Origin of the sequence: Rhodococcus koreensis (assembly GCF_900105905.1) — a bacterium.
Taxonomy (GTDB): domain Bacteria; phylum Actinomycetota; class Actinomycetes; order Mycobacteriales; family Mycobacteriaceae; genus Rhodococcus_F; species Rhodococcus_F koreensis.
Window position 1 is genome coordinate 6379763 of sequence record NZ_FNSV01000005.1, and the last position, 21866, is coordinate 6401628.

General features: G+C 66.6%; 23 protein-coding genes. 12 read left to right on the plus strand and 11 right to left on the minus strand.

The window, feature by feature from the left end; genetic code table 11:
- Positions 1–149 precede the first annotated feature (149 nt).
- Positions 150–761, minus strand: a complete 612-nt coding sequence (locus BLV94_RS33575) for a TetR/AcrR family transcriptional regulator (RefSeq protein WP_012689589.1) — start codon at positions 759–761, stop codon at positions 150–152.
- A 161-nt stretch (positions 762–922) separates the two neighbouring features.
- The gene (locus BLV94_RS33580; RefSeq protein WP_072937230.1) at positions 923–1873 is read right to left on the minus strand and encodes a pyridoxamine 5'-phosphate oxidase family protein; all 951 of its coding nucleotides are present in this window, start codon (positions 1871–1873) and stop codon (positions 923–925) included.
- 153 nt (positions 1874–2026) lie between these two features.
- On the opposite strand from BLV94_RS33580, the gene BLV94_RS33585 reads away from it, so the two are divergent.
- The 8 genes from BLV94_RS33585 (at position 2027) to BLV94_RS33620 (ending at position 10275) form a co-directional block, all read left to right on the plus strand.
- On the plus strand, positions 2027–3178 hold the full coding sequence (locus tag BLV94_RS33585; RefSeq protein WP_072937231.1) for an acyl-CoA dehydrogenase family protein: 1152 nt from the start codon (positions 2027–2029) through the stop codon (positions 3176–3178).
- A 123-nt stretch (positions 3179–3301) separates the two neighbouring features.
- The gene (locus BLV94_RS33590; protein ID WP_072937232.1) at positions 3302–4096 is read left to right on the plus strand and encodes an enoyl-CoA hydratase-related protein; all 795 of its coding nucleotides are present in this window, start codon (positions 3302–3304) and stop codon (positions 4094–4096) included.
- A 31-nt stretch (positions 4097–4127) separates the two neighbouring features.
- Entirely contained in the window at positions 4128–4862 is a 735-nt protein-coding gene (locus tag BLV94_RS33595; protein WP_072937233.1) for an SDR family NAD(P)-dependent oxidoreductase, read from the plus strand.
- Between the two features lie 25 nt (positions 4863–4887).
- Entirely contained in the window at positions 4888–6567 is a 1680-nt protein-coding gene (locus BLV94_RS33600) for a class I adenylate-forming enzyme family protein (protein WP_072937234.1), read from the plus strand.
- An 11-nt stretch (positions 6568–6578) separates the two neighbouring features.
- On the plus strand, positions 6579–7772 hold the full coding sequence (locus BLV94_RS33605) for an acyl-CoA dehydrogenase (protein WP_072937235.1): 1194 nt from the start codon (positions 6579–6581) through the stop codon (positions 7770–7772).
- Positions 7773–7784: 12 nt separating this feature from the next.
- Positions 7785–8927 carry an acyl-CoA dehydrogenase family protein gene (locus tag BLV94_RS33610; RefSeq protein WP_072937236.1) on the plus strand — a complete coding sequence of 381 codons (1143 nt, stop codon included), beginning with the start codon at positions 7785–7787 and terminating at the stop codon, positions 8925–8927.
- An 89-nt stretch (positions 8928–9016) separates the two neighbouring features.
- Positions 9017–9679 (plus strand): TetR/AcrR family transcriptional regulator, encoded by a 663-nt coding sequence (locus BLV94_RS33615; RefSeq protein ID WP_072937237.1) that lies wholly within the window; start codon positions 9017–9019, stop codon positions 9677–9679.
- Positions 9676–10275, plus strand: coding sequence for a hypothetical protein (locus BLV94_RS33620; RefSeq protein ID WP_072937238.1), 600 nt, complete (start codon positions 9676–9678; stop codon positions 10273–10275). The genes BLV94_RS33615 and BLV94_RS33620 overlap by 4 nt, the downstream gene beginning before the upstream one ends.
- Here BLV94_RS33620 and BLV94_RS33625 read toward each other — a convergent pair.
- The 3 genes from BLV94_RS33625 to BLV94_RS33635 all read right to left on the minus strand — a co-directional run bounded on the left by BLV94_RS33625 (position 10272) and on the right by BLV94_RS33635 (position 11159).
- Positions 10272–10529 (minus strand): Txe/YoeB family addiction module toxin, encoded by a 258-nt coding sequence (locus tag BLV94_RS33625; RefSeq protein WP_072937239.1) that lies wholly within the window; start codon positions 10527–10529, stop codon positions 10272–10274. The two genes, BLV94_RS33620 and BLV94_RS33625, sit on opposite strands and share 4 nt — an antisense overlap.
- Positions 10526–10774, minus strand: a complete 249-nt coding sequence (locus tag BLV94_RS33630; protein ID WP_072937240.1) for a type II toxin-antitoxin system Phd/YefM family antitoxin — start codon at positions 10772–10774, stop codon at positions 10526–10528. The genes BLV94_RS33625 and BLV94_RS33630 overlap by 4 nt, the downstream gene beginning before the upstream one ends.
- Positions 10775–10925: 151 nt before the next feature.
- On the minus strand, positions 10926–11159 hold the full coding sequence (locus tag BLV94_RS33635; RefSeq protein ID WP_072937241.1) for a hypothetical protein: 234 nt from the start codon (positions 11157–11159) through the stop codon (positions 10926–10928).
- Between the two features lie 256 nt (positions 11160–11415).
- Between BLV94_RS33635 and BLV94_RS33640 the strand changes: the two genes are divergently transcribed.
- Together BLV94_RS33640 and BLV94_RS33645 are read left to right on the plus strand one after the other, a co-directional pair.
- On the plus strand, positions 11416–12957 hold the full coding sequence (locus tag BLV94_RS33640; RefSeq protein ID WP_072937242.1) for a GAF domain-containing sensor histidine kinase: 1542 nt from the start codon (positions 11416–11418) through the stop codon (positions 12955–12957).
- A gap of 54 nt (positions 12958–13011) precedes the next feature.
- Positions 13012–13431 carry a LytR/AlgR family response regulator transcription factor gene (locus tag BLV94_RS33645; RefSeq protein ID WP_072937243.1) on the plus strand — a complete coding sequence of 140 codons (420 nt, stop codon included), beginning with the start codon at positions 13012–13014 and terminating at the stop codon, positions 13429–13431.
- Here BLV94_RS33645 and BLV94_RS33650 read toward each other — a convergent pair.
- A complete protein-coding gene (locus BLV94_RS33650; RefSeq protein ID WP_072937244.1) occupies positions 13409–14104 on the minus strand; it encodes a response regulator in 696 nt (231 codons plus the stop codon). The two genes, BLV94_RS33645 and BLV94_RS33650, sit on opposite strands and share 23 nt — an antisense overlap.
- A gap of 289 nt (positions 14105–14393) precedes the next feature.
- Between BLV94_RS33650 and BLV94_RS33655 the strand changes: the two genes are divergently transcribed.
- On the plus strand, positions 14394–14678 hold the full coding sequence (locus BLV94_RS33655; protein WP_072937245.1) for a hypothetical protein: 285 nt from the start codon (positions 14394–14396) through the stop codon (positions 14676–14678).
- 166 nt (positions 14679–14844) lie between these two features.
- Here BLV94_RS33655 and BLV94_RS33660 read toward each other — a convergent pair whose 3' ends face one another.
- The 4 genes from BLV94_RS33660 to BLV94_RS33675 form a co-directional block, all read right to left on the minus strand.
- Positions 14845–15237, minus strand: coding sequence for a tautomerase family protein (locus BLV94_RS33660; protein ID WP_072937246.1), 393 nt, complete (start codon positions 15235–15237; stop codon positions 14845–14847).
- Between the two features lie 93 nt (positions 15238–15330).
- Entirely contained in the window at positions 15331–16824 is a 1494-nt protein-coding gene (locus BLV94_RS33665) for a CoA-acylating methylmalonate-semialdehyde dehydrogenase (RefSeq protein WP_072937247.1), read from the minus strand.
- 35 nt (positions 16825–16859) lie between these two features.
- Positions 16860–17207 (minus strand): cupin domain-containing protein, encoded by a 348-nt coding sequence (locus BLV94_RS33670; RefSeq protein WP_072937248.1) that lies wholly within the window; start codon positions 17205–17207, stop codon positions 16860–16862.
- A 32-nt stretch (positions 17208–17239) separates the two neighbouring features.
- Positions 17240–18652, minus strand: coding sequence for an NAD(P)/FAD-dependent oxidoreductase (locus BLV94_RS33675; RefSeq protein WP_072937249.1), 1413 nt, complete (start codon positions 18650–18652; stop codon positions 17240–17242).
- A gap of 131 nt (positions 18653–18783) precedes the next feature.
- Between BLV94_RS33675 and BLV94_RS33680 the strand changes: the two genes are divergently transcribed.
- Entirely contained in the window at positions 18784–20253 is a 1470-nt protein-coding gene (locus tag BLV94_RS33680) for a PucR family transcriptional regulator (protein WP_072937250.1), read from the plus strand.
- A gap of 79 nt (positions 20254–20332) precedes the next feature.
- On the opposite strand, the gene BLV94_RS33685 is transcribed toward BLV94_RS33680, so the two are convergent.
- Entirely contained in the window at positions 20333–21772 is a 1440-nt protein-coding gene (locus tag BLV94_RS33685) for an amino acid permease (protein ID WP_072937251.1), read from the minus strand.
- Positions 21773–21866 lie beyond the last annotated feature (94 nt).

The following is a 21866-nucleotide window of genomic DNA, read 5'->3' on the forward strand; positions in this document are numbered from 1 at the left end:
TGTCGAAGATTCTGGAGAGTGCCGGCGCAGGAGAAGTGCCTGCCGATGTCCGAGCGCGGCTGCGCACCCAACTGTCCGAACGGGCAAGACGGTGGACGATTCGATCGAGGTCCAGCCTCTCGTTGTAGGGCGCACCAGTGACGTCTCGCTCAGGCGCGGCGCAGCCCGTCGAACGTCAGCTCGACGACGGCGTCGGCGAGGTCGGCGACCGTCCCCCCGGTGCGGGGGCGGTACCACTCGATCAGCGAGTTGACCGTGCCGAACACGAGCCGGCTGGTGAGTGCGGGATCGATTCCGGGCCGCAGGTCGCCCTCTTCCGCCGCCGCGACCACGAGGTCGCTGACGAAGGCGTCGAACTCGCGGCGGCGGGCGAGCGCGCGACGTTCCACCGCGGTGTTGCCCCGGACGCGCAGCAGGAGCGTGACGTACGGGAGTTCGGCGGCGAGGACCTCGACACTGCGGCGGACGAGGTACTCGAGTCGGTCGATGTACCGGCCGCTCGTCGCCTTCTCCTCGGTGGTGACCGCGAAGAGAGCGTTGAGCGCGCGCGACAGCGCCAGTTCGAGGAGCTCCGACTTCCCGGACACGTGGTGATAGATCGACGACTTCGTGATTCCCAGGCGCTGGGCCAGCACCTCCATGCTGGTGCCGTCGTAGCCCTTGTCGTTGAACACCTTGACCGCGACAGCGAGCAGCGAGTCGAGGTCGTAGCCGGGCCGTCCGGGCGAACCGGTCTTCCGTGCGGGGCGTGCCGTAGTCATGCGCGCAATCCTTCCAGGTGCAGAACTCCATCGCATCGGTGCGCCGTCGTCCACAGGAGCCGACCGAAGGTTCGGTTCAGCTGAGAATACCGTGACCGACCCGGCAGTGGTGAACCGCGTGAACGGGCCGAGTCGCTACGCGAACCGCGGCGTCGTCCGGCTCATCGGCCCAGGGCCTGGGTCCGGCCTTCCTTCCGGGCCTTCGCGAGGCCACGGCGGGCCAGGAATCCGTTGGCCAGGAGCAGGATCGTCTTGTTCGGCGGCGCGGTGAACCCGGCCTGCGTGTGCGGTGCGTACACCGCCCCGGTGCCGGTGACCTCGATCCAGCCGGTGTTCTGACGCGACTCGAGGCCGACGAGCTGGGGCCGGTACGCGTGGGCGAGCAGTCCGGCGCGGCGGCCGCCCTGCGGCACCCAGGAAGGGACCCTCAAACGCACGCCCTCGTTGCTCGCCGAGTTCACGTCGACCGGCACGACGGTCGGATAGCCGTCCGCCTCACGGTAGGCGAGCAGCACGTGCGGCAGCTTCCGGGCGCGCTCACCGGTCTTCACCGCATCCACCCGCGGCGCGGTGCCCTTCTTCGGCGGCGCCTGTGGCGCCGCGTCGGCGTCGGGGAGCGGTGCGCCGTAGACCTCGGGCTGGCCGGTCGTGCGCAGGTCGGGCCAGGCGGTCACCCGCGTCACCGCGACCGTCACCAACACCCGGTCGGTGTAGTAGGCGCTGAGCCAGCGGTCCCAGAATGCGCCGCGCCGCGGCTCTCCCGTGTAGGGGACCGAGCGCTCGCCGATGGCGTCGAGGACGTTCCGGTCGGGGCTGGGATCGAACGTCGCGTCTCCCTGCACGAGCACGTAGCGCCGGTTGGTGCCGTCGCCGATTCCGTGCTCGCGCGCATGGAAGGCGAGCGCCACCCGCGGTTCCGCCTGGATGCGTTCGAGCTTGCGGCCGAAGCCCAGCGAGGTGGTGAATCCGATGGTGCCCCGCTCGTGATCGCGCAGCCCGAAGGGCGCCACCGCGGCCACCACCGCGCCTCCCGCGGGCGTGACGTACGCGAACCCGCTGGTGAGGTCGTCGCGGATGACCTCGTCGACATCGTCCGACCAGGTGATCGGCATGTCCCGAGCCTACCCAGGCGACGCGGCACCGGGCCAGACCTCCGCGCTCCCCGAGGGTTGACGACTCCTAGGAAATGAATAATGCTTCATTTGTCGTGAGCAGTAGCTCATACCTAATGACTATTCATTCACTGCGGCATCGAGGAGCATTCCATGGACCTGACACTGACCGAGGAGCAGAAGGAGTTCCGGCAGCTGGCGCGCGACTTTCTGAACAAGGAGGTCGTCCCGCACCGCGCCGAATGGGACCGCGCCGAGTCGGTGGACACCGCGATCATCGGGAAACTCGCCGACATCGGCTTCTTCGGCATGACCATTCCCGAGGAGTACGGCGGGCTGGGCGGCGACTACATCACGTACTGCCTCGGGATGGAGGAACTCGGCCGGGCGGACTCCGCGGTCCGGGGCATCGTGTCGGTGTCGATGGGGCTGGTGGGGAAGGTGATCCTCTCGCACGGCACCGAGGAGCAGAAACACGAATGGCTGCCCCGCATCGCGTCCGGTGAGGCGCTCGCCTGTTTCGGTCTCACCGAGCCCGACAACGGGTCGGACCCCGGAAATCTGAAGACCAAGGCGGTGCGCAGCGGCGACGAGTACGTCATCAACGGTTCCAAGATCTTCATCACCAACGGCACGTGGGCCAAGGTGTGCCTGGTGTTCGCGCGCACCGGAGGTCCGGGGCCCAAGGGTGTTTCGGCTTTCCTGGTTCCGACGGACACCCCCGGTTTCGAATCCCGCGAGATCCACGGGAAGCTCGGACTCCGCGGGCAGGCGACCGCCGAGTTGTCGTTCACCGACGTGCGGGTGCCGGCGAGTTGCCTCCTCGGATCGGAGGGGCAGGGCTTCTCCATCGCGATGCACTCGCTGGACAAGGGGCGCGTCTCGGTGGGCGCCGGATGCGTGGGGATCATCCAGGGCTGCCTCGAGGCGGCCGTCGACTACGCCCGCGAGCGCACGCAGTTCGACCGTCCGCTCGCGTCGTTCCAACTCGTGCAGGACCTGATCGCCGACATGTCCGTCGACGCCGACGCCGGGAGGCTGCTCACCTGGCGGGCGGCCGACCTGATCGAGCGCGGGGAGCCGTTCGGGACAGCCGCGTCGAAGGCGAAGTACTTCTGCAGTGAGGCCGCGGTTCGTGCCGCCAACAACGCGATCCAGCTGTTCGGCGGTTACGGCTACGTCGACGAGTACCCCGTCGCCAAGTACATGCGCGATGCGCGGGTGATGACGCTGTACGAGGGCACGAGCCAGATCCAGAAGTTGCTGATCGGCCGGGCGGAGACCGGGATCAGCGCCTTCCTCTAGCGGTCGCAGGGCTGCGTGACCCTTGACACACTCCGCGAAGTGAATGTACGTTCATTTGTACCGAATAAATGTTCACAATCTTTGAACCCACTCTCATTACCGGCTTCCCGGAAAGGAATCACCGTGACCGACTACGAAGACATCACCTACGAGGTCGACGGCCCGGCGGCGGTCGTCACGATCAACCGCCCCGCGCGCTACAACGCATTTCGCGGTAAGACCGTCGAGGAACTGATCAAGGCGTTCCGCTCAGCATGGGCCGACGACACGGTGCAGGCGATCATCCTCACCGGTGCGGGGGAGAAGGCGTTCTGCACGGGCGGCGACGTCAAGCAGCGAGCGGAGACCGGCGACTACGGCCCCACCGAGAGCGGCATGTTCGAGATCGGCAACCTGCACAAACTCATCCGCGACGTCCCCAAGCCCGTCATCGCGGCGGTCAACGGCATCGCCGTCGGCGGCGGCCACGTGCTCCACGTTCTCTGCGACCTCACCATCGCGTCCGAGACCGCGAAGTTCGGCCAGGCGGGACCGCGTGTGGGCTCGTTCGACGCGGGCTTCGGCTCGGCGTTCCTGGCGCGAGTCGTCGGTGAGAAGCGGGCCCGCGAGATCTGGTACCTCTGCCGTCAGTACGACGCCGTCACCGCCGAACGCTGGGGTCTGGTCAATTGGGTCGTCCCCGCGGACCGGTTGCTCGACGAGGCGAAGGCCGTCGCCGCGGAGATCGCCGAGAAGAGCCCCACCACCCTGCGTTTCCTGAAGCAGTCGTTCAACGCCGACACCGACCACCAGGCCGGGCTGAGCAACCTCGCGATGTCTGCGCTCGACCTGTTCACGCATTCACCCGAGGGCCTCGAGGGGGCGACGGCGTTCGCGGAGAAGCGCAAGCCCGAGTTCAACAAGTACGTGAACGCCTGAGTCCGACACACACGGGAAGGGGAAACACACCATGAGCAACAACATCGCAGTGGTCACCGGCGCAGGATCCGGCATCGGCCGCGCCATCGCGCTCGCACTCGCCGAGCAGGGCGACCGGGTGGTCGTCGCCGACCTCGACCTGCAGGCCGCGGAGAAGACCGCGGCGGAACGGCCCGACCTGCTTTTTCCGATGACCGTCGACGTCGCCGACCGGACGCAGGTCGACGCCCTGCGCGACCGGGTGACGGCCGAGGTGGGGGTCGCGAACATCCTCGTCAACGCGGCGGGATGGGACCGCACCGACCAGTTCCTCAACGCCACCACCGAATTCGCCGAGAAGGTCGTCGCCATCAACTACCTCGGGCCCGTGCACATGTGCAGCGCCTTCCTCCCCGGCATGGTGGACGCGGGTAACGGTGGGCGGGTCGTCAACCTCGCCAGCGATGCCGGCCGCGTCGGTAGTGCGGGGGAGAGCATCTACGCGGGTGCGAAGGGCGGTGTGATCGCCCTGTCGAAGTCGCTGGCGCGGGAGATGGCCCGGCACGGGATCAACGTCAACTGCGTGTGCCCCGGCCCGACCGACACGCCGCTGTTCCAGGCGCAGGCGGAGAAGCTGAAAGAGGCTCTGGTCAAGGCTATTCCGTTCCGCAGGCTCGCGCGCCCGGAGGAGGTTGCGGCGCCGGTCGTGTTCCTCGCGTCCGAATCCGCATCGTTCATCACCGGCCAGGTGATCAGCGTCAGCGGTGGCCTCACCATGGCCGGCTGACCGGCGCCGGGACGGAGGACTCATCATGACGTACGCATACGATGCCCACGCCTATCGTCAGTACTTCGAGCACGACTTCACCTATCTGAACGGCTTCCGGCGCAACACGCACCGGTACGCCGATCGACTCGCGATGCAGTCCCCGTCGACCGGCGAGAGCTGGACGTACGCCGAACTCGGCGACCGGGTCGACCGGCTCGCCACCGGCCTCGCCCGCGCCGGTGTGGGTCCCGGCGACGTCGTGGCCTACCAGTTGTTCAACGGCCCCGAGTTCGCCCAGCTGTACCTGGCCGGGCAGGCCTGCGGGGCAGTCGGATCGCCGATGAACTTCCGCCTCGCGTCCGGCGAGACGGCGTTCGTCCTCGACGCGAACCGTCCCACGGTGTTCGTCTACGACACCGAGATCGGCGAGATGGTGCGGGACGCGCTGGCGCGCTCCACACACAAGCCCGCGCTCGTCGTCGCCGTTGGTCCGGGAGAGCCCGTGCCGGGGAACGGCTTCGAGGTGATCCGGTTCGACGACCTCGTCGCCGAGTCGGCGTCGCCGCCGGACGTGACTCGCACGGTGTGGGACGAGACCACCCGGCTGTTCACGTCGGGAACGACCGGCATGCCGAAGGGCGTCCCGCTCAACAGCATGATCGAGATCTTCAGCGCCCACGACGTGATCATGCACTTCCCGCTGACGGCGGAAGACAAGACGCTGAACATGACGCCGTGGTTCCACCGCGGTGGGCTGTACTGCGCCGGACCGAATCCCACGTTCTATCTCGGTGCGTCGCTGGTGGCGCTGCGCAGCTTCGACGCCGACGTCACGCTCGACCACGTCGAGGAGTACGGGCTGACGTTCCTGATCGGCGCCCCGACCAACCTGGCGATGCTCGCGCGTGCCCAGGAGGACAAGCCCCGCGACCTGTCCACCCTGAAAGGCATCGTTACGATGGGTGCGCCCCTCGAGCGGGAGGCGGCGCTGCACTACCAGAAGGTGCTGAACCCGCGAATCTTCAACGGCTACGGCAGCACCGAAGGTTTCTGGAACACTTTCCTGCGGCCCACGGATCTGCCGGACATGGCCGGGTCCGCGGGGCGGGCCTGCATCGACGACGACGTCGCCGTGGTCAAGTTGTTCGACGACCGCCTCGCCGACGCGCACGAGACGGTCGCGAGGGACGGAACCGAGATCGGCGAGGTCATCGTCCGCTCCCCGAAAGGCGCCAACGCCTATTTCGATGCCCCGGAGCAGGAGAAGCAGAAGTTCCGGAACGGCTGGCTGCACATCGGCGACCTCGCCACCTGGGACGAGAAGGAGTTCGTGACGATCGTCGGACGCAAGGACGACATGCTCCTGTCCGGCGGCGAGAACGTCCACCCGGTGCAGATCGAGGAAGCGCTGAACGAGCACGCGTCGGTGACGGATTCGCTCGTCGTCGGTGTTCCGGACGACAAGTGGGGGCAGGTCGTCGTCGCGTACGTTGTCGCCACCGCACCGGTCCCGTCCGCCGAAGAACTGGACGACTTCTGTCGCAGGCATCCGATGCTGTCGCAGTTCAAGCGCCCCCGTGCGTACCGCTTCGTCGAATCGCTCCCCGTGTCGGCGACGGGAAAGAAGCTGCACTACAAGGCAACCGACACCGCGCGCAGGGAGTTCGAGAGCGGGGCATTCGTCACCCCGGCCGCCCGCGGATCCCACACCATCGGCTCGTAAAGGACACCGTCATGACCACCCATTCCCATCCGCGGCCCTTCAGCGCCGTCGACCCACTCGACATCGACACGCTGTACTCGGACGACGAACTCGCCGTGCGCGACACCGTCCGGAAATTCTGCGCCGAGCATGTCACACCGCACGTCGCCGACTGGTTCGAGGCCGGCGAACTGCCGGGAGCCCGCGAACTGGCGAAGGAATTCGGGAAACTCGGCGTCCTCGGCATGCACCTCGAGGGCTACGGGTGCGGCGGATCGTCGGCCGTCCACTACGGTCTCGCCTGCCTCGAACTCGAGGCCTGCGACTCCGGCATCCGCTCCCTCGTGTCGGTGCAGGGCTCCCTGGCCATGTTCTCGATCTGGAACAACGGCTCCGAGGAGCAGAAGAATCAATGGCTGCCCGGCATGGCGGCCGGTGAGATCATCGGCTGCTTCGGTCTCACCGAACCGGACGCGGGCTCCGACCCGGCGTCGATGTCGACGCGTGCCAAGCGGGACGGCTCGGACTGGATCCTCAGCGGCCGCAAGATGTGGATCACCAACGGCAGCATCGCCGACGTCGCGGTGGTGTGGGCGGCCACCGACGACGGGGTCCGCGGATTCATCGTTCCGACCGACACCCCGGGTTTCAGCGCGCCCGTGATCAAGCACAAGATGTCGTTGCGCGCCTCGGTCACCAGCGAACTGGTGCTGGACGACGTCCGACTGCCCGAATCGGCGATGCTCCCCGGCGCCCGTGGCGTGCGCGCCCCGCTCAGCAGCCTGTCCGAGGCGCGCTACGGCATCGTGTGGGGTGCGATGGGCGCGGCGCGGTCCGCGTGGGAGGCTGCCCTGCAGTACTCGAAGGACCGCGCCCAGTTCGGACGACCCATCGGCGGATTCCAGCTCACGCAGGCCAAGTTGGCCGACATGGCGGTGGAACTGCACAAGGGGCAGCTGTTGTCGCTGCACCTCGGCAGGCTGAAGGACACGGCCGGGCTGCGACCGGACCAGGTCAGCTTCGGCAAACTCAACAACACGCGTGAGGCCATCGAGATCTGCCGCACGGCGCGCACCATCCTGGGCGGCAACGGAATCTCCTTGGAGTTCCCCGTCATCCGGCACATGGTCAACCTCGAATCGGTCCTGACCTACGAGGGGACACCCGAGATGCATCAGCTGGTTCTCGGGCAGGCCTTCACCGGCGAGAACGCGTTCCGCGGATAGGAGACGAACACCATGACCATCGAATACGAATCCGAGCACCAGCAGTTCCGGGACAGCGTCCGCAGCTTCGTTCGCGAGCGAATCGTCCCGCGGCACGAGCAGTGGGAGAACGAAAGCTGTCTCGACCCGGCACTGTTCACCGAAGCGGGTAAGCAGGGGCTGCTCGGCTTCCCGGTCCCCGAGGCGTACGGAGGTCCCGGCGTCGAGGACTTCCGCTACAACGCGATCGTCGTCGACGAGGTCAACCGTGCGGGTGCCGCATCCGCGGGTATCGCGTTCTCCCTCCAGAACGACGTCGTGCTGCCGTACCTGACGGACATGACGACCGAGGAACAGAAGGCCCGGTGGCTTCCGGGAACCGTCACCGGGGAGACGATTCTCGGCATCGCGATGACCGAGCCGGGCACCGGAAGCGACCTCACCGGCATCCGCACCACGGCGGTCCGCGACGGCGAGCACTACGTGGTGAACGGCAGCAAGACGTTCATCTCCAACGGCCAGAACGGCACGCTCTTCGTCGTTGCCGTGCGCACGTCGCCGGACAAGCACAAGGGGCTGTCGCTGCTCGTCGTCGAGTCGGACACGCCCGGGTTCTCCCGTGGCCGCAACCTGGAGAAGATCGGGCTGCACGCTCAGGACACCAGCGAGCTGACGTTCACCGACATGCGCGTTCCGGTGGCCAACCTGCTCGGGGAGGAGGGGCAGGGCTTCTATCAGCTCGTCCACAACCTGCCGCAGGAGCGGCTGTCCCTGTCCGTCGGCGCCGTCGCGGCCGCCGAAGGAGTCCTCGAGCAGACCCTGGCGTACGTGAAGGAGCGCAGCGCCTTCGGACAGCCGATCGCCGGATTCCAGAACACCCAATTCGTTCTCGCGGAAGTGGCCACGGAACTCGACCTGGCCCGCACCTACCTCGACGACTGCATCCGCCAGCACGTCCGCGGAGACCTGACCGCGGCCCGTGCGGCGCGGCTCAAGTGGTGGACCACCGAACTGCAGGTCCGCGTCGCCGACCGGTGCCTGCAACTCCACGGCGGATACGGCTACATGCGCGAATATGCGGTGGCGCGCGCGTTCGTGGACGCGCGGATCCAGACCATCTACGGCGGCACCACCGAGATCATGAAGACGATCGTCGCGAAGGATCTCGGTATCTGACCCGGACCGGACTGCGGTTCCGGTCCCGCGCGGGATACTGTGAATACCCATTCACCGCAGGTTCTGCCACCAAGGAGAGGTCATCTGTCATGGCGAAGGACACGTCCGCCCTTCCACTCGACGAGGCGGTCCGCGCCGTCCGCGTCAGCTCGCGTCGACGTCAGGTGCTCGACGCCGCCGTCACGGTGATGCAGCGGACCGGGTTCCATCAGATGTCCATGCAGGCGCTCGCCGACGAGGCGCAGGTGAGCGTGGGGCTGATCTACAAGTACTTCGGCGGCAAGGAAGACATCCTCCTCGCCACGATCGTCGACATCCTCGACGCGTTCCGTGATCAGCTCGAGCCCGCGATGGATGCCGCGGGAACCGACCCCATCGAGCGGCTGGCCGCCGGGTTCCGGCGGTTCGTCGAGATCGTCGACGAGAACCTGGACGCCGTCGTGCTGACGTACCGGGAGAGCCGGACCCTCGACCAGGAGGGGCGCGAGCGGATCAAGGAACTCGAGGTGGCGACGTCCACACCGCTCCACGATGCCCTCGAAGCCGCGATCGCATCCGGGATCGCCGGCGACCTCGACGTCGACCTGACGACGTTCGACATGATGATGCTCGCGCACGGGTGGGCGCTCAAGCACTGGCATTTCGCGTCCCGCTACACCGTCGACCAATACATCACGGCGCAAACACGATTCATTCTCCGCACCGTCCTGTCGGATCGGAGCGCCGCAGCGTACCGGCACCTGACCGAATGACCCGATGGCGTTTCGACGGTGAGATCACCGGCGTGGGCACCGGGTCGGGAGTCCGCATCGTCGTCGGCCACTGGTCCCGATCGCCGCTCGGTGAGTTCACGGATGTCATGGTCGAACACGCCGACGGCCTGCGGGTGCTCCTCGCGCCGTCGGACGCCGTCCGCGATTTCGTCACCGCGACGTACACCTTCGACCGGACGGTGATCACACCCGTTCACTACACGAGGTCCGGCGACAGTCGGGCGGTTCAGGCCGGCGACCTGCACGTGCGGTTCGAGGTCGGGGCCCGCACCCTGCTCGGACACCTGCTGAATCTGGTGCCGCGGACCGTCGCGGGTGCGCCGTGGTTCTGCTCGGTCAGCGACCCGATCGCCCGCGTCGTTCTCCGCGGTGTGCGCACCCGTGGCACCGCGGGCAACGGGCGTCGCGAGTTCTACGGAGCCGTCGACCAGCGGCGGCTGGCCGGAATGTCCGCCACCTGGTGCGGCGAGAACCTCGGCGCCCTGACACCGGTCGATCCGCCCGTCCGATTCGGGTTCGGCTCGACCCCGCGGACCCCGGCGGTCACGACGATCGTCACGACGATCGTCGACTAGTCGTAGTGGTAGCGGGCCTGCTGTATGACGACAGTGTCGTCGACGATCACGTACACCAGGCGATGCTCGTGGGTGATGCGCCGCGACCACACGTTGTCTTCCATGTGGCGGAGCCGTTCGGGTTTTCCGATCCCCTGGTAGGGCGACCGTTTGATGTCCTTGATCAGCGCGTTGATCTTGGCGAGAACCTTCCGATCGTTGGTCAGCCAGTACGTGTAGTCGTCCCAGCCGTCGTCGGTGAAGGCGGTGTTCACTCGATCAGTTCCCTGTCGGTGTATTCACCGCGCCGGGTCGCCTCCAGGCTGCGGAGCAGCCGGCGAGCGTTCGCCGGGCTGGACAACAGGTAGGCGGTCTCCATGATGGAGTCGTAGTCGTCCTTCGAGATCAGGACTGCGTTGCCGTTCTTCGACACGATCTCCACCGGGGTGTGGTCCTCGTTCACCTGGCTGACCAAGCCGAACAGATTTTTCCGGGCGTCAGTGGCGGTAATAGCGGACATGGGTCACCTTCTTTTCCTCGCATCGCAGGCGGGGCCGCACCTGCCGTGGGCAAGCGATGCCCGACGCTGCCAGGGTACCATATACGTACTTGATCTGGTACGTAATAGAGGCGTGAACGACGTCATGTGTGGACACGAAATCGTTCGTGATCTAGTCGAAGAGGGTGGGTGCCTCTCCCGGCTGATCGCGGGCGGGCGGTTCGACCTCGCCCGCCGGGCTCGTCGCCTTGTGCACCACCGACAGCGTCGTCGTCCGGACCGACAGTCTGTGCCCGTCGGGATGCTGGAGCGAAGCCATGCCCTTGCTGACCTCGACGACCAGCCAGGGGCCGGCGTGACCGGACGCCTGCACCAGATCACCCACCTGTATCCGTACGGCTACCACCGCGTCCTCCCAAGGTCTACTGCATCGGCCTGTGCCCAGCGTAGCGACATCGGCCGGTGTCAGCCGACCAACGGGAGCAAGCCGTCGAGACGGGGAGGGTCACCTCGATATGATGCACATCGAGGTCTGTCCGAGAACTCCACGACTGATCCGAGCAAGCACGATGACGCGAAAGTGGTCACGGCGGTCAATCGGAGCGCTGTCGCGGCGCGACGCGGCGTCCCACTTCGGGGCTGTCGATGCGGACGCGCGAGAGATGCCTGCGCGTCTGATAGCGCTCCTGGTGCGCCCGACCAGCCCTCCTCTGTGGCTGGGTATCGTGGTCGCCGCCACCGTGATCACCGTGGAAACCGCTGTGGTGCATCAGCTCGACACGGTCGCGCCGCAGAACGCCTTCGGCGCGGTGTTCCTGCTCGGCGTCCTGGTGGTCTCGGCTCGCTGGGGATTCGTGCTGTCGGTGATGACGACGTTGGTCAGTGCAGTCGTCTACGTCTACTTCCACCTCCAGGTGGCGGGATCCCTGCTTCCGACCAAACCCGGCGACTGGGTGGCCATCCTGGTCTTCCTGCCCGTCGCGCTGGTGGCCAACCTGATGGCCGGTCAAGCCAGATTGCGCACCGCCGAGGCGGTCCTGCGCCGGCGCGAGGCCGAGGTCAGCCGCGACGAACTCGGTGTCCTCGCCGCACATCAGGCTGCACTGCGCCGAGTGGCAACACTGGCGGCGCGTGGAGTGAGCCCACCGGAAGTCTTCACAGCTGTCGCCGAGGAACTCACGCTCTGGCTGCACGTGGTCAACGCCGTACTCCTTCGCAACGACGGGGACGGTACGGGGACGTTGGTCGCCGTTCGATACGAGCCGGGGGTCACGGGGATGTCCGACACCGGAGACAGAATCCCGATGGAGGGCGACGACGTCGGGGCGATCGTTCTCCGCACCGGCCGTGCCGCCAGGATCGACAACCACGAACACGTCGGTGGGGAAGTCGCGACCCGCATTCGGGAGGGGGGCTTCGGATCGATCGTGGGAGTCCCGATCGTCGTGGACTCCCGGGTGTGGGGTGCGGCGATCGTCGGATCGCGGTGCGCCGAGCCGCTGCCACCGGACACCGAGGCGCGGCTCGGTGACTTCGCCGATCTCGTCGCGACCGCGATCGCCAATGCTGTGACCCGTGCCGAATTGCTCGCGTCGCGCGCGAGGATCGTCGCGGCCTCTGACGAGGCCAGGCGTCGCCTGGAACGCGATCTGCACGACGGGGCTCAGCAGCGACTGGTGTCGCTGGGGCTCGAGGTGCGGATGACGGAGGCATCGGTGCCTGCCGAATGGGTGGACGTGAAGGAGCAGCTGTCGGCCATCGCGTCGGGGCTGAAGGGGGTGTCGGAGGATCTGCGCGAACTCTCACACGGAATCCACCCGGCGATCCTGTCGAAGGGAGGGCTGGTATCGGCGGTGCGGACGCTGGCGCGTCGCTCGGCGGTCCCCGTCACCCTCGACGTCGCAATCGAGGATCGCTTCGCGGAATCGGTCGAGGTAGCCGCCTACTATGTGGTCGCCGAGGCGCTCACCAATGCCGCCAAGCACGCGCGAGCTTCCGAGGTGTCCGTGTCGCTGGGGACGCAGGACGGCATCCTTCACCTCGTGATCCGGGACGACGGCGTCGGCGGTGCCTCGTCCGCCGCGGGCTCCGGGCTCCTCGGATTGCAGGACCGGGTCGAGGCCCTCGGCGGCCACCTGCGGATCACGAGTCCGCCGGGTCACGGCACCACGCTGGACATCACGATCCCGGTCGCCGGCGAGTGAACGAGGGGATTTTCCTGCTAGCGGGAATGCGTCGGCGGGAGGATCGGGTCGACGATGGAGGGCATGGTGTTGCAGCACGATCGTCCACGGTGCCTGATCGTCGATGACAGCCCGTGTTTTCTGGACACTGCTCGGCGACTCCTCGAGCAGCAGGGCATCCCCGTGGTCGGCACAGTATCGAACACCGCCGACGCGGTGCGGACGGCCGCGGAACTGCAGCCCGACGTCATTCTGGTCGACGTCGAACTCGGCGCGGAGTGCGGATTCGACCTCGCGCAGCGACTCGACGAGTCGTTCGCAGCAGCGGTGATCCTGATTTCCACGCACGCCGAGCAAGACCTGGCCGACCTGGTCTCCGGGAGCCCTGCGGTGGGATTCGTGTCGAAGACCGAACTGTCGTCCGATGCAATCCGGGATCTGCTCCGCTCTGAACGGGACCGCGTGGCTCCGGTCAGCGAGCCTCGAGAAAGGTGACGACCGCGAGAACCCGTCGGTGATCGTCGCCGGTCTCCGGGAGGTTCAGTTTGGTCAGGATGCTGCGCACGTGCTTCTCGACGGTTCCTTCGGTGACCCACAGCCTGCGGGCGATGCCGGCATTGGAACGTCCTTCCGCCATGAGGGCCAGAACCTCCCGCTCCCGCGCGCTGAGCGCCGCGAGCGGGTCGTTGCGCCGACGGGCGGACACCAACTCCTGCACCAGCGCCGGGTCGACGACGGACGCCCCCGCGGCGATGCGCTGCAGGGTGTCGATGAAATCGTCGACGTCGGTGATGCGGCTCTTGAGCAGGTAGCCGATTCCGCGGCCGCTGGCCAGTAGTTCCATCGCGTGCTCGACATCGGCGTGCGCCGACAGCACCAGGATGCCGACCTCGGGGAAGTGTTCGCGAATCTCCCGGGCCGCGTCGAGGCCTTCGGTGGTGTGGGTCGGTGGCATCCGGATGTCGACCACCACCAGGTCGGGCGTTTGCTTCCGGACCAGTTCGAGGAGGGTGGTTGCGTCGCCGGCCTGCCCCATAACATCGAAGCCGGAGCGGGCGAGCAGGCTCGCCACACCCTCGCGGAGCAGGACGTCGTCCTCGGCCAGCAGCACCCGCACCCGTGGCGTCGCCGGATCGGACCGCGCCGCCGGAGGATGGAATTCGGCCATCGTCGACCCCGAGTTTCCGCGTTGTCCGTGAGAAAGCGCCCGATCACCGTCGAAGTGATCGACTTCGAGAGTACGTCATCGGCACCCCGTCGATACGCCACAATGCGGTCTTGCACACGCCGGCCGGTAATGGCATTGCAGCTACCTGGAAGACCGAGATTACGGCTGGTAGCACCTGCAAACACCCGCTGGCTGTGGCGACTCCGGGCCGTGTTCGGACGAAAATTTACATCAATGGTCGTTCGATCATCAACCCGATCACAGCTCCAGAAAACGAAAGGTGAGAACAATGTACAAGTTCGCAATCCGCGCGGCGGTCGCCGCAGCCGCAATCGCACCCCTGATCGCTCTCGGCGCCGGAACTGCTTCCGCGGCAACAGTAACCGACAGCGTTGCTACGCCCGTCGCACGGGTCGTGCCAGATGAGGGGCCCGTGACCGACGTGCCGCAGTCGGGCTTCCCCTGGGGCTGGCCCGGAACCTACGGGTCCCAACGACCGGAGGCCGGCCCGTTCCTCGGTGGCTTCGGTGGTTTCGGACACTTCGGTGGTTTCGGGGGCCACGGCATGTTTTAGCTCGTCGGCGTCGGGTCAACTAGCGGACGCTGCCAGGCGTCGCATGCACTGATGGCGGAGGCTCGCCGGTGTCGAAGGATCGATCGAGCGGGCGGCGGGGGTGTCCAGCCGATCATGTCGATGTCCGTTCTCCTGGCGTGCCGCTCAGCGACTGCAGTGTGTGTGGTCAGAGGTGGCCTTCTACGAATTGGGCGATACCGTTGCCGAAAGACCAGTCATCGCGCGTGTTCTCGACGACCGAGACGATCACATCGGTTGGTGCGAGACTGGTCTCGATGTGAAGTCGGTCGGCCAGTGCCCGGTACATCGCCGTCTTCTGGTCCACGCTTCTGCCCTGTTGAGCGATCTGCACGACGACGATGTCGTCGGTGCGTTCGAACCCCAGTCCGGTGTCCTCGGCGATGATCTGGCCCGGCTTGTGTTCGGTTATGAGTTGGTAGCGGTCTCGATCGGGTGCGGCGAAGTGTTCGAGCATCACGTTCTGCACGACGTCCGCAACGTGGCGAAGTTGCTCGGGTGTGCGCCTGTTTTCGATGACGTGGATGTGGACGAGAGGCATGACGTGTTCCTCGAGTGTGGGGGAGTGGTGAGTGGGGGCCTGTGCGGGGTGCGGTCCGAGATCCGCACCCCGCACAGGTGATGTGGTGGGGGTTTAGTTGTTCTGGGGGAAGCCGAGGTTGAGGCCGCCGTGGCTGGGGTCGAGCCAGCGGGTGGTGACGACCTTGCCGCGGGTGAAGAAGTGGACGCCTTCGGCGCCGTGGGCGTGGGTGTCGCCGAACAGCGAGTTCTTCCAGCCACCGAAGGAGTAGTAGGCCATCGGGACCGGAATCGGCACATTGATGCCGACCATGCCGACCTCGACCTCGTTCTGGAATCGGCGGGCGGCGCCGCCGTCGTTGGTGAAGATGGCGGTGCCGTTGCCGAACGGGCCGGAGTTGATGAGTTCCAGCGCCTCGTCGTAGCTCTCGACGCGAATCACGGAGAGGACGGGTCCGAAGATTTCGTCGGTGTACACGGACATGTCGGTGGTGACGTGGTCGATGAGGGTGGGGCCGAGCCAGAATCCGTCCGCACCGCCGTCGGCCTGCACCTGCCGGCCGTCGACGACGATGGTGGCCCCGTCGTTTTCGCCGGCGTCGATGTAGGAGGCGACCTTGTCGCGGTGCACCTTCGTCACCAGCGGTCCCATGTCGGAATCGCGGGTGCCGTCACCGATCTTCAATGTGTCGGTGCGGTCTTTGATTTTCGCGACGAGTTCGTCGGCGATGTCGCCGACGGCGACGAGGGCGGAGATGGCCATGCAGCGTTCGCCGGCGGATCCGAAGCCGGCGTTGACCATGGCGTCGGCGGCGAGGTCGAGGTCGGCGTCGGGCAGGACGATGGCGTGGTTCTTCGCCCCACCCAATGCTTGGACACGTTTGCCGTGGGCGGTGCCGGTGGCGTAGACGTACTGGGCGATGGGGGTGGATCCGACGAAGCTGATCGCCTTGACAGCCGGGTTGGTGAGGAGTTCGTCGACGGAGGTCTTGTCGCCCTGCAGCACGTTGAAGACCCCGGCGGGCAGTCCGGCTTCGGCCCACAGTTCGGCCATCCAGATGGCGGCGGTGGGGTCCTTCTCCGACGGCTTCAACACCACCGTGTTACCGGCGGCGATGGCGATGGGGAAGAACCACATCGGGACCATGGCGGGGAAGTTGAAGGGGGAGATGATGCCGACGGGGCCGACGGGTTGGCGGAGGGAGGAGACGTCGACGTTGGTGGAGGCGTTTTCGGTCATGCCGCCCTTGAGCAGGTGGGCGATGCCGCAGGCGAATTCGACGACCTCCTGGCCGCGGGAGACTTCGCCGAGGGCGTCGGAGACGACCTTGCCGTGTTCGGAGGTGATGATCTCGGCGAGTTCACCCTTGCGCTCGTTGAGTAGTTCGCGGAACTTGAAGATGATCTGCGTCCGCTTGGCCAGGGAGGTATCGCGCCAGGCGGGGAAGGCGGCGGCTGCGGCGTCGATGACGGCGCGGGCGTCCTCGACGCTGGCCAGGGCGACCTCGCCCTTCACGGCGCCGGACGCCGGGTTCGTCACGGGTGCGGTGTTGCCGCTCGTTCCGCTGAACGGCTTGTTGTCGAACCAATGGGGAATCGTGGTGGTCATGGGTGTCCTTTCGAGGAGGTCGGTGGGAGACCGGATCAGAAGATCGCGTATGCCTTGCGCACGGTGTCGGTGACATCCCAGCGCCCGGACCACCCCGGAGGCAGGACGAGGAAGTCGCCCGCCGAGACTTCCACCGCGGTACCGGTTTCGTCGTCGATCAGCGTCGCCTTGCCCGAAATGATGTAGCAGGTCTCGGTGTTCGGCCGGTCGACTACCGGCCAACCACCCGGCCGGCATTCCCAGATCCCGATCTGGGCGTCGGTGCCGCCGTCGAGGGGCAGCGTGCCGAGTTGCGGGTCGCCGCTGTCTGCTCCGGGCCGCTGCCCTGCGGGGGTCAGCTCGCCCTGAACTGTGCTGGCGGGCAGGTGGATCAGTGGTGCCATGGTGTTTCTCCCGAACGGTGTGTGGTTGACGGTCAGTGGGCGCCGGTCAGCTTTTCGAGCAGCGCGGAGACTGTCGACGGTTTTCCGGTCACCCGCTCCTCGAGGTCGGCGGTCGCGGCGGCGCGGAGGCCCGCGTTCACTCCGAACCACCGGAACGGTTCGACCTCCCACTTCGGCGAGCGGTGGTTGACCACGGGGAGCGAATTCAGGTCGTCTCGCTTGTCGAGGATGAGGTTGCGCAGGATGCGGCCGGCGAGGTTGCTGGTCGCGACACCGTCACCGACGTACGGTCCGGCCCAGGCCGTCTTGTTGTTCTGGTCGTAGCCGACCGACGGGAACCAGTCGCGGGGAACACCGAGCGGGCCGCCCCACCGGTGCGTGACCGGCACGTCCGCCAGGGCCGGGAAGAACTCGTGCATCGTGTCGATGATCTTGTCGTGAATCTTCTCGTCCACGTCGAAGGACGAATCGACCTTGGACCCGAAGTGATACGGCGCGCCGCGGCCACCGAACAGCAAGCGGCCGTCGCTGGTCGGGTGCGCGTAGATTCGAAGGTTCCGCATGTCGTTGAACGCGGTGCGTCCGTCGAGACCCAGGTCCTCGCGAAGCCCCTGGGGCAGGGGCGCGGTGGCGACGACCAGTGAGTAGAGCGGTGCGACGTTGCGCCGGTACGCCGGAAATTCGGGGGTGAATGCCTCGGTCGCGCGGATGACGACGGAGGCGGTGACCGAGCCGTGTTCGGTCCAGACGATGCCCTTGCCGATCTCGTCGACCGCGGTGTCCTCGTAGATGACTGCGCCGTGTTCCTCGACCCAGCCGGCGAGCCCACGCACGAGTTTGTCCGGGTGCAGCAGTGCACAGTGCTCGGTGTAGATGCCGCCGAGGACGTCGGTGGCGTTGATTTTCTCCTGCGCCGCAGCGGAATCGAGCAGTTGCCACTGGCCGCGGGTGCCGAACTTCTCGGCACCGGCCACGGTCGCCTTCGCCCGCGCCCACTGCGCCTCGCTCCGCGCGAGGGAGACGAACCCGTCGCGGGCGTATTCGCAGTCGATGCCCTCGTCGCCGACGACCCGGCCGATCTCGGAGACCGTATCGTTCATCGCGGCCTGCAGATCCAGGGCGGCGCGGTGCGAATACAGCTGTTCGACGCGGGCGAGGGAGACCGGGAAGATCGACGACGCCCACCCGCCGTTGCGCCCGGACGCCCCGAACCCGGCGAATTCGCGTTCGAGAAGAACGACTTTCAGCGACGGATCCGCCTGCAGCAGGTAGTAGGCCGCCCACAACCCGGTGAACCCGGCACCGACGATGGCGACATCGGCGGTGACGTTCCCGGGCAACGCGGGCCGTCGGGGAGCGAACTCTCGATCCTCGCGCCACAGGGGTGTACCGTGTGCGGCACCTGACACGTCGCGCCCACCAGCGCGGGCATTGCTGACTACCATCTAGAGCCTCCAGCCGTCATTCGTTTCGTGCGTCGGTGTCCAGTGTCGTGTCAGCATGTGAGCCCCGACATACTCCGGATTCACAGACATCCGACCGCCGGCTGTACGTTTGTATGAGGAGGTGAGGACCGGTGATCTCCGTCGATCAACTGACCGCGATCCCGTCGCTCGGATTGCGGTATCTCGCCGGCGAGAGCGGTGGCGCGAGACTGGTGACCTGGGCGCACGCGTGTGACCTTCCCGATCCGTGGCTGTGGTTCGAAAGCGGTGACCTGGTCATGACGACCGGCGGCGGGCTTCCCGACGGCCCCGCGGAGCAGTCCGAGTGGATGGCGCACCTGATCGACAGCCAGGTCAGCGCCCTGGTGATCGCGCGCGGCCCCGGCACCCCGGATGTGACCGCCGAACTGCTCACGGTGGCCGACCGACGCGGCTTTCCCGTGCTGTCCGCGAGCTTCGACTTGCAGTTCGTCACGTTGGCACGGACCGTCATCGAAAGTGCCGTCGAATCCGAACGCCAACGCTTGACGACGATCACACGCCTCTACGACGTGTACTGGCAGGCGCTGCACGCCAGGGGCACGTTCGCCGACCGGATCTCCGCGCTCGAGGGCACCACCGGGTGGGCGCTCGAGGTCCGGGACCACGACGCCGGTGAAGTCGTGGTCAGCGGCCGACTCGCGCTGCACCAGCGTGACAACCGGCCGGACGAACCGGCCGGCCGCGTGGAAATTCCCATCCCGGGCGCAGGGGCGGTGGTGCTGTCGGCCGGCGCCGGCCGGCTGCCCGTCAACGACCGGCCGTTGCTCCAACACCTCGGTGGGCTGATCGCCCTGGAACTCGAACACGATGCCGCGCAACGTGACCGGCTCCGCGCCTCCGGACAGGACCTGCTGCTGGGCCTGCTGGACGACACCATCACCGCCGCCGCAGTCTGGCCGGAACTACGTCACCGTGGAATGACGAATGCCGTCGTCGTCGCATGCTGGAGTACCCCCGACGGAGATGCCTTGCACCACGAGACGATTCATCGGCAGGTGTGCCTTCACGAGTACGCGCCGTTGCTGCTGCCCCGCACGGCGATGCTGATCGGGCTGGTACCACGAGACCTGGATCTGCTGTCGACGATCGGTTCGAAGCTGGGGCGCGGATGTGCCGTCGGGGTCAGCACCACCCTCACCGCCAACTCCGACGTCGCCGAAGCCGCCCGGCAAGCCCAACTCGCTGTGGCCCGTGCTCACGAACAGGGGCTGACCGTCAACGTCTACGGCGAAGACGACGACGAGATCGGTTTCTTGCCACGCAGTGTGGAAGACACTCGCCGACTGGTGCGCGACATCCTCGGCCCGCTGATCCTCCACGACAGAACCAGCGAGGGCGACCTCGTCAGCTCGGTCCGGGTGTTCCTCCGCAACGACGGCGCCTGGCAGAAGAGTGCCGACGAACTGAAGATCCACAGGCAGACCCTCGTGTACCGGCTGCGCCGCGTCGAACAGCTCACCGGCCTGAAACCCACCTCCACGGAAGGGTCGGCGATGTTCTGGCTCGCGCTGTCCGGCGCCGACCGAACCAAACTGACACTGGACGAACTGATCGAGTGAGCCGGCAGGCCTTCCCGGAACGCGAAGTGCTGCTACCACCCTGGGGTGGCAGCAGCACTGTGACGGGTATTCCCGCGTTTTACGAGGTCGGTTGGGGAGTCGCGGGTCGCTCGTTGTCGGCGCCCGGGGAGTCCAGCGAAGAAGATCCTCCGGAACCGCGCCCACCCAGTCGCTTCCTCAGGACGTAGACGATCGTCAGCACCACCCAGACTGCGACTCCCTGCATCAGCTCGATCCGGTTGGCTTCCCGGAATCCCATGCTGATCAGCACCGCGACGATCGCTGTCGTGACCAGGATCGGCAGGCCCGGGTACAGCCACATCCGGAACTGGAGCAGGCTCGGGTCTTCCTTCTCCCACCGCCTGCGCAACCGCAATTCGGAGATGCAGATCATGAAGTACACGAACAGGAACACCGCACCGGAGGCGTTGATCAGGAACAGGAACACCGTGTCCGGGAACAGGGCCGCGAGCACCACACATCCGTAGCCGACCACCGTGCACGAGAGGATTCCCTTCACCGGGACACCCCGCTTGTTGGTCGAGGTCATCCATGCCGGAGCGTCGCCGCGTCCGCCCATGACGAACAGCAGCCGCGAGGACGTGTAGAGACCGGAGTTCAAGACGGAGAGCACCGCGACCAGGATGACGAGGTTGAGCAGGTCCGCCGTACCCGGAATGCCGATCCGGTCCAGGGCGGCGACGAACGGCGATTCCCCCGGAACCACCGAGTCCCACGGCACGATCACGGCGATCAGGAATGTCGAGATGACGAAGAAGGCGAGGATGCGGAACACCACCGAATTGACGGCCTTGCGGATCGATTTCGCCGGCTCCGCCGATTCGGCGGCCGCGATCGTGACGACCTCGACGCCGGTCATGGAGAAGATGACCACCACCACGCCGACGAACAGGGTGGCCAACCCGTTCGGCAGCAATCCACCGTGATCGGTGAGGTTGCCGAAGTCGACGCTTGCGCCGGGCCAGAGCCCGAAAACGAAGAGGGCGGCGACGGTGATGAAGGCGACGATGGCGACGACTTTGATGCTGGCGAACCAGTATTCCGCCTCACCGAAAGCGCCCACCGACAGGAGATTGACGGCGGTCATGACCATCATCAGTACGAGCGCAATCACCCATACCGGTATCGACGGGATCCATTTGTTGATCATCTGACCGCCGACGACGGCCTCGAATCCGACGACGATGACCCAGAAATACCAATAGAGCCACCCCGTCGAGAATCCTGCCCACTCACCCCACGCCATCCGCGCATAATCGGTGAACGATCCGGAACAGGGTTTGGCAGAAGCCATTTCCCCGAGCATGCGCATGACCAGCAACACGATCAGTCCCGTGATGCCATACGTGATGAACGCAAGCGGACCGGCCTGGTTGATGATCGCACTCGAGCCGACGAACAACCCCGCACCGATGACGCCGCCGAGCGACAGCATCGTGAGGTGCCGCTGCTTGAGGCCGGGTTTGAGCTGATGCGCTCCGTCCGGAACCGTACCCATGGCATTCCCTTCATCAGGTGTCCGCATCCGTCGACGTTCGCAGGGGCGGGACCACGCTTGTGATGGGAGTCACCCTGCTCGCGTGGTTGCGCGC

Excerpts from the sequence above, each read along its gene's own strand:
- BLV94_RS33575 (WP_012689589.1), bottom strand. The coding sequence starts at position 761 with ATGACTACGGCACGCCCCGCACGGAAGACCGGTTCGCCCGGACGGCCC.
- BLV94_RS33580 (WP_072937230.1), bottom strand. The coding sequence starts at position 1,873 with ATGCCGATCACCTGGTCGGACGATGTCGACGAGGTCATCCGCGACGAC.
- BLV94_RS33585 (WP_072937231.1), top strand. The coding sequence starts at position 2,027 with ATGGACCTGACACTGACCGAGGAGCAGAAGGAGTTCCGGCAGCTGGCG.
- BLV94_RS33595 (WP_072937233.1), top strand. The coding sequence starts at position 4,128 with ATGAGCAACAACATCGCAGTGGTCACCGGCGCAGGATCCGGCATCGGC.
- BLV94_RS33600 (WP_072937234.1), top strand. The coding sequence starts at position 4,888 with ATGACGTACGCATACGATGCCCACGCCTATCGTCAGTACTTCGAGCAC.
- BLV94_RS33605 (WP_072937235.1), top strand. The coding sequence starts at position 6,579 with ATGACCACCCATTCCCATCCGCGGCCCTTCAGCGCCGTCGACCCACTC.
- BLV94_RS33610 (WP_072937236.1), top strand. The coding sequence starts at position 7,785 with ATGACCATCGAATACGAATCCGAGCACCAGCAGTTCCGGGACAGCGTC.
- BLV94_RS33615 (WP_072937237.1), top strand. The coding sequence starts at position 9,017 with ATGGCGAAGGACACGTCCGCCCTTCCACTCGACGAGGCGGTCCGCGCC.
- BLV94_RS33620 (WP_072937238.1), top strand. The coding sequence starts at position 9,676 with ATGACCCGATGGCGTTTCGACGGTGAGATCACCGGCGTGGGCACCGGG.
- BLV94_RS33630 (WP_072937240.1), bottom strand. The coding sequence starts at position 10,774 with ATGTCCGCTATTACCGCCACTGACGCCCGGAAAAATCTGTTCGGCTTG.
- BLV94_RS33640 (WP_072937242.1), top strand. The coding sequence starts at position 11,416 with ATGCCTGCGCGTCTGATAGCGCTCCTGGTGCGCCCGACCAGCCCTCCT.
- BLV94_RS33645 (WP_072937243.1), top strand. The coding sequence starts at position 13,012 with ATGGAGGGCATGGTGTTGCAGCACGATCGTCCACGGTGCCTGATCGTC.
- BLV94_RS33650 (WP_072937244.1), bottom strand. The coding sequence starts at position 14,104 with ATGGCCGAATTCCATCCTCCGGCGGCGCGGTCCGATCCGGCGACGCCA.
- BLV94_RS33655 (WP_072937245.1), top strand. The coding sequence starts at position 14,394 with ATGTACAAGTTCGCAATCCGCGCGGCGGTCGCCGCAGCCGCAATCGCA.
- BLV94_RS33660 (WP_072937246.1), bottom strand. The coding sequence starts at position 15,237 with ATGCCTCTCGTCCACATCCACGTCATCGAAAACAGGCGCACACCCGAG.
- BLV94_RS33665 (WP_072937247.1), bottom strand. The coding sequence starts at position 16,824 with ATGACCACCACGATTCCCCATTGGTTCGACAACAAGCCGTTCAGCGGA.
- BLV94_RS33670 (WP_072937248.1), bottom strand. The coding sequence starts at position 17,207 with ATGGCACCACTGATCCACCTGCCCGCCAGCACAGTTCAGGGCGAGCTG.
- BLV94_RS33675 (WP_072937249.1), bottom strand. The coding sequence starts at position 18,652 with ATGGTAGTCAGCAATGCCCGCGCTGGTGGGCGCGACGTGTCAGGTGCC.
- BLV94_RS33685 (WP_072937251.1), bottom strand. The coding sequence starts at position 21,772 with ATGGGTACGGTTCCGGACGGAGCGCATCAGCTCAAACCCGGCCTCAAG.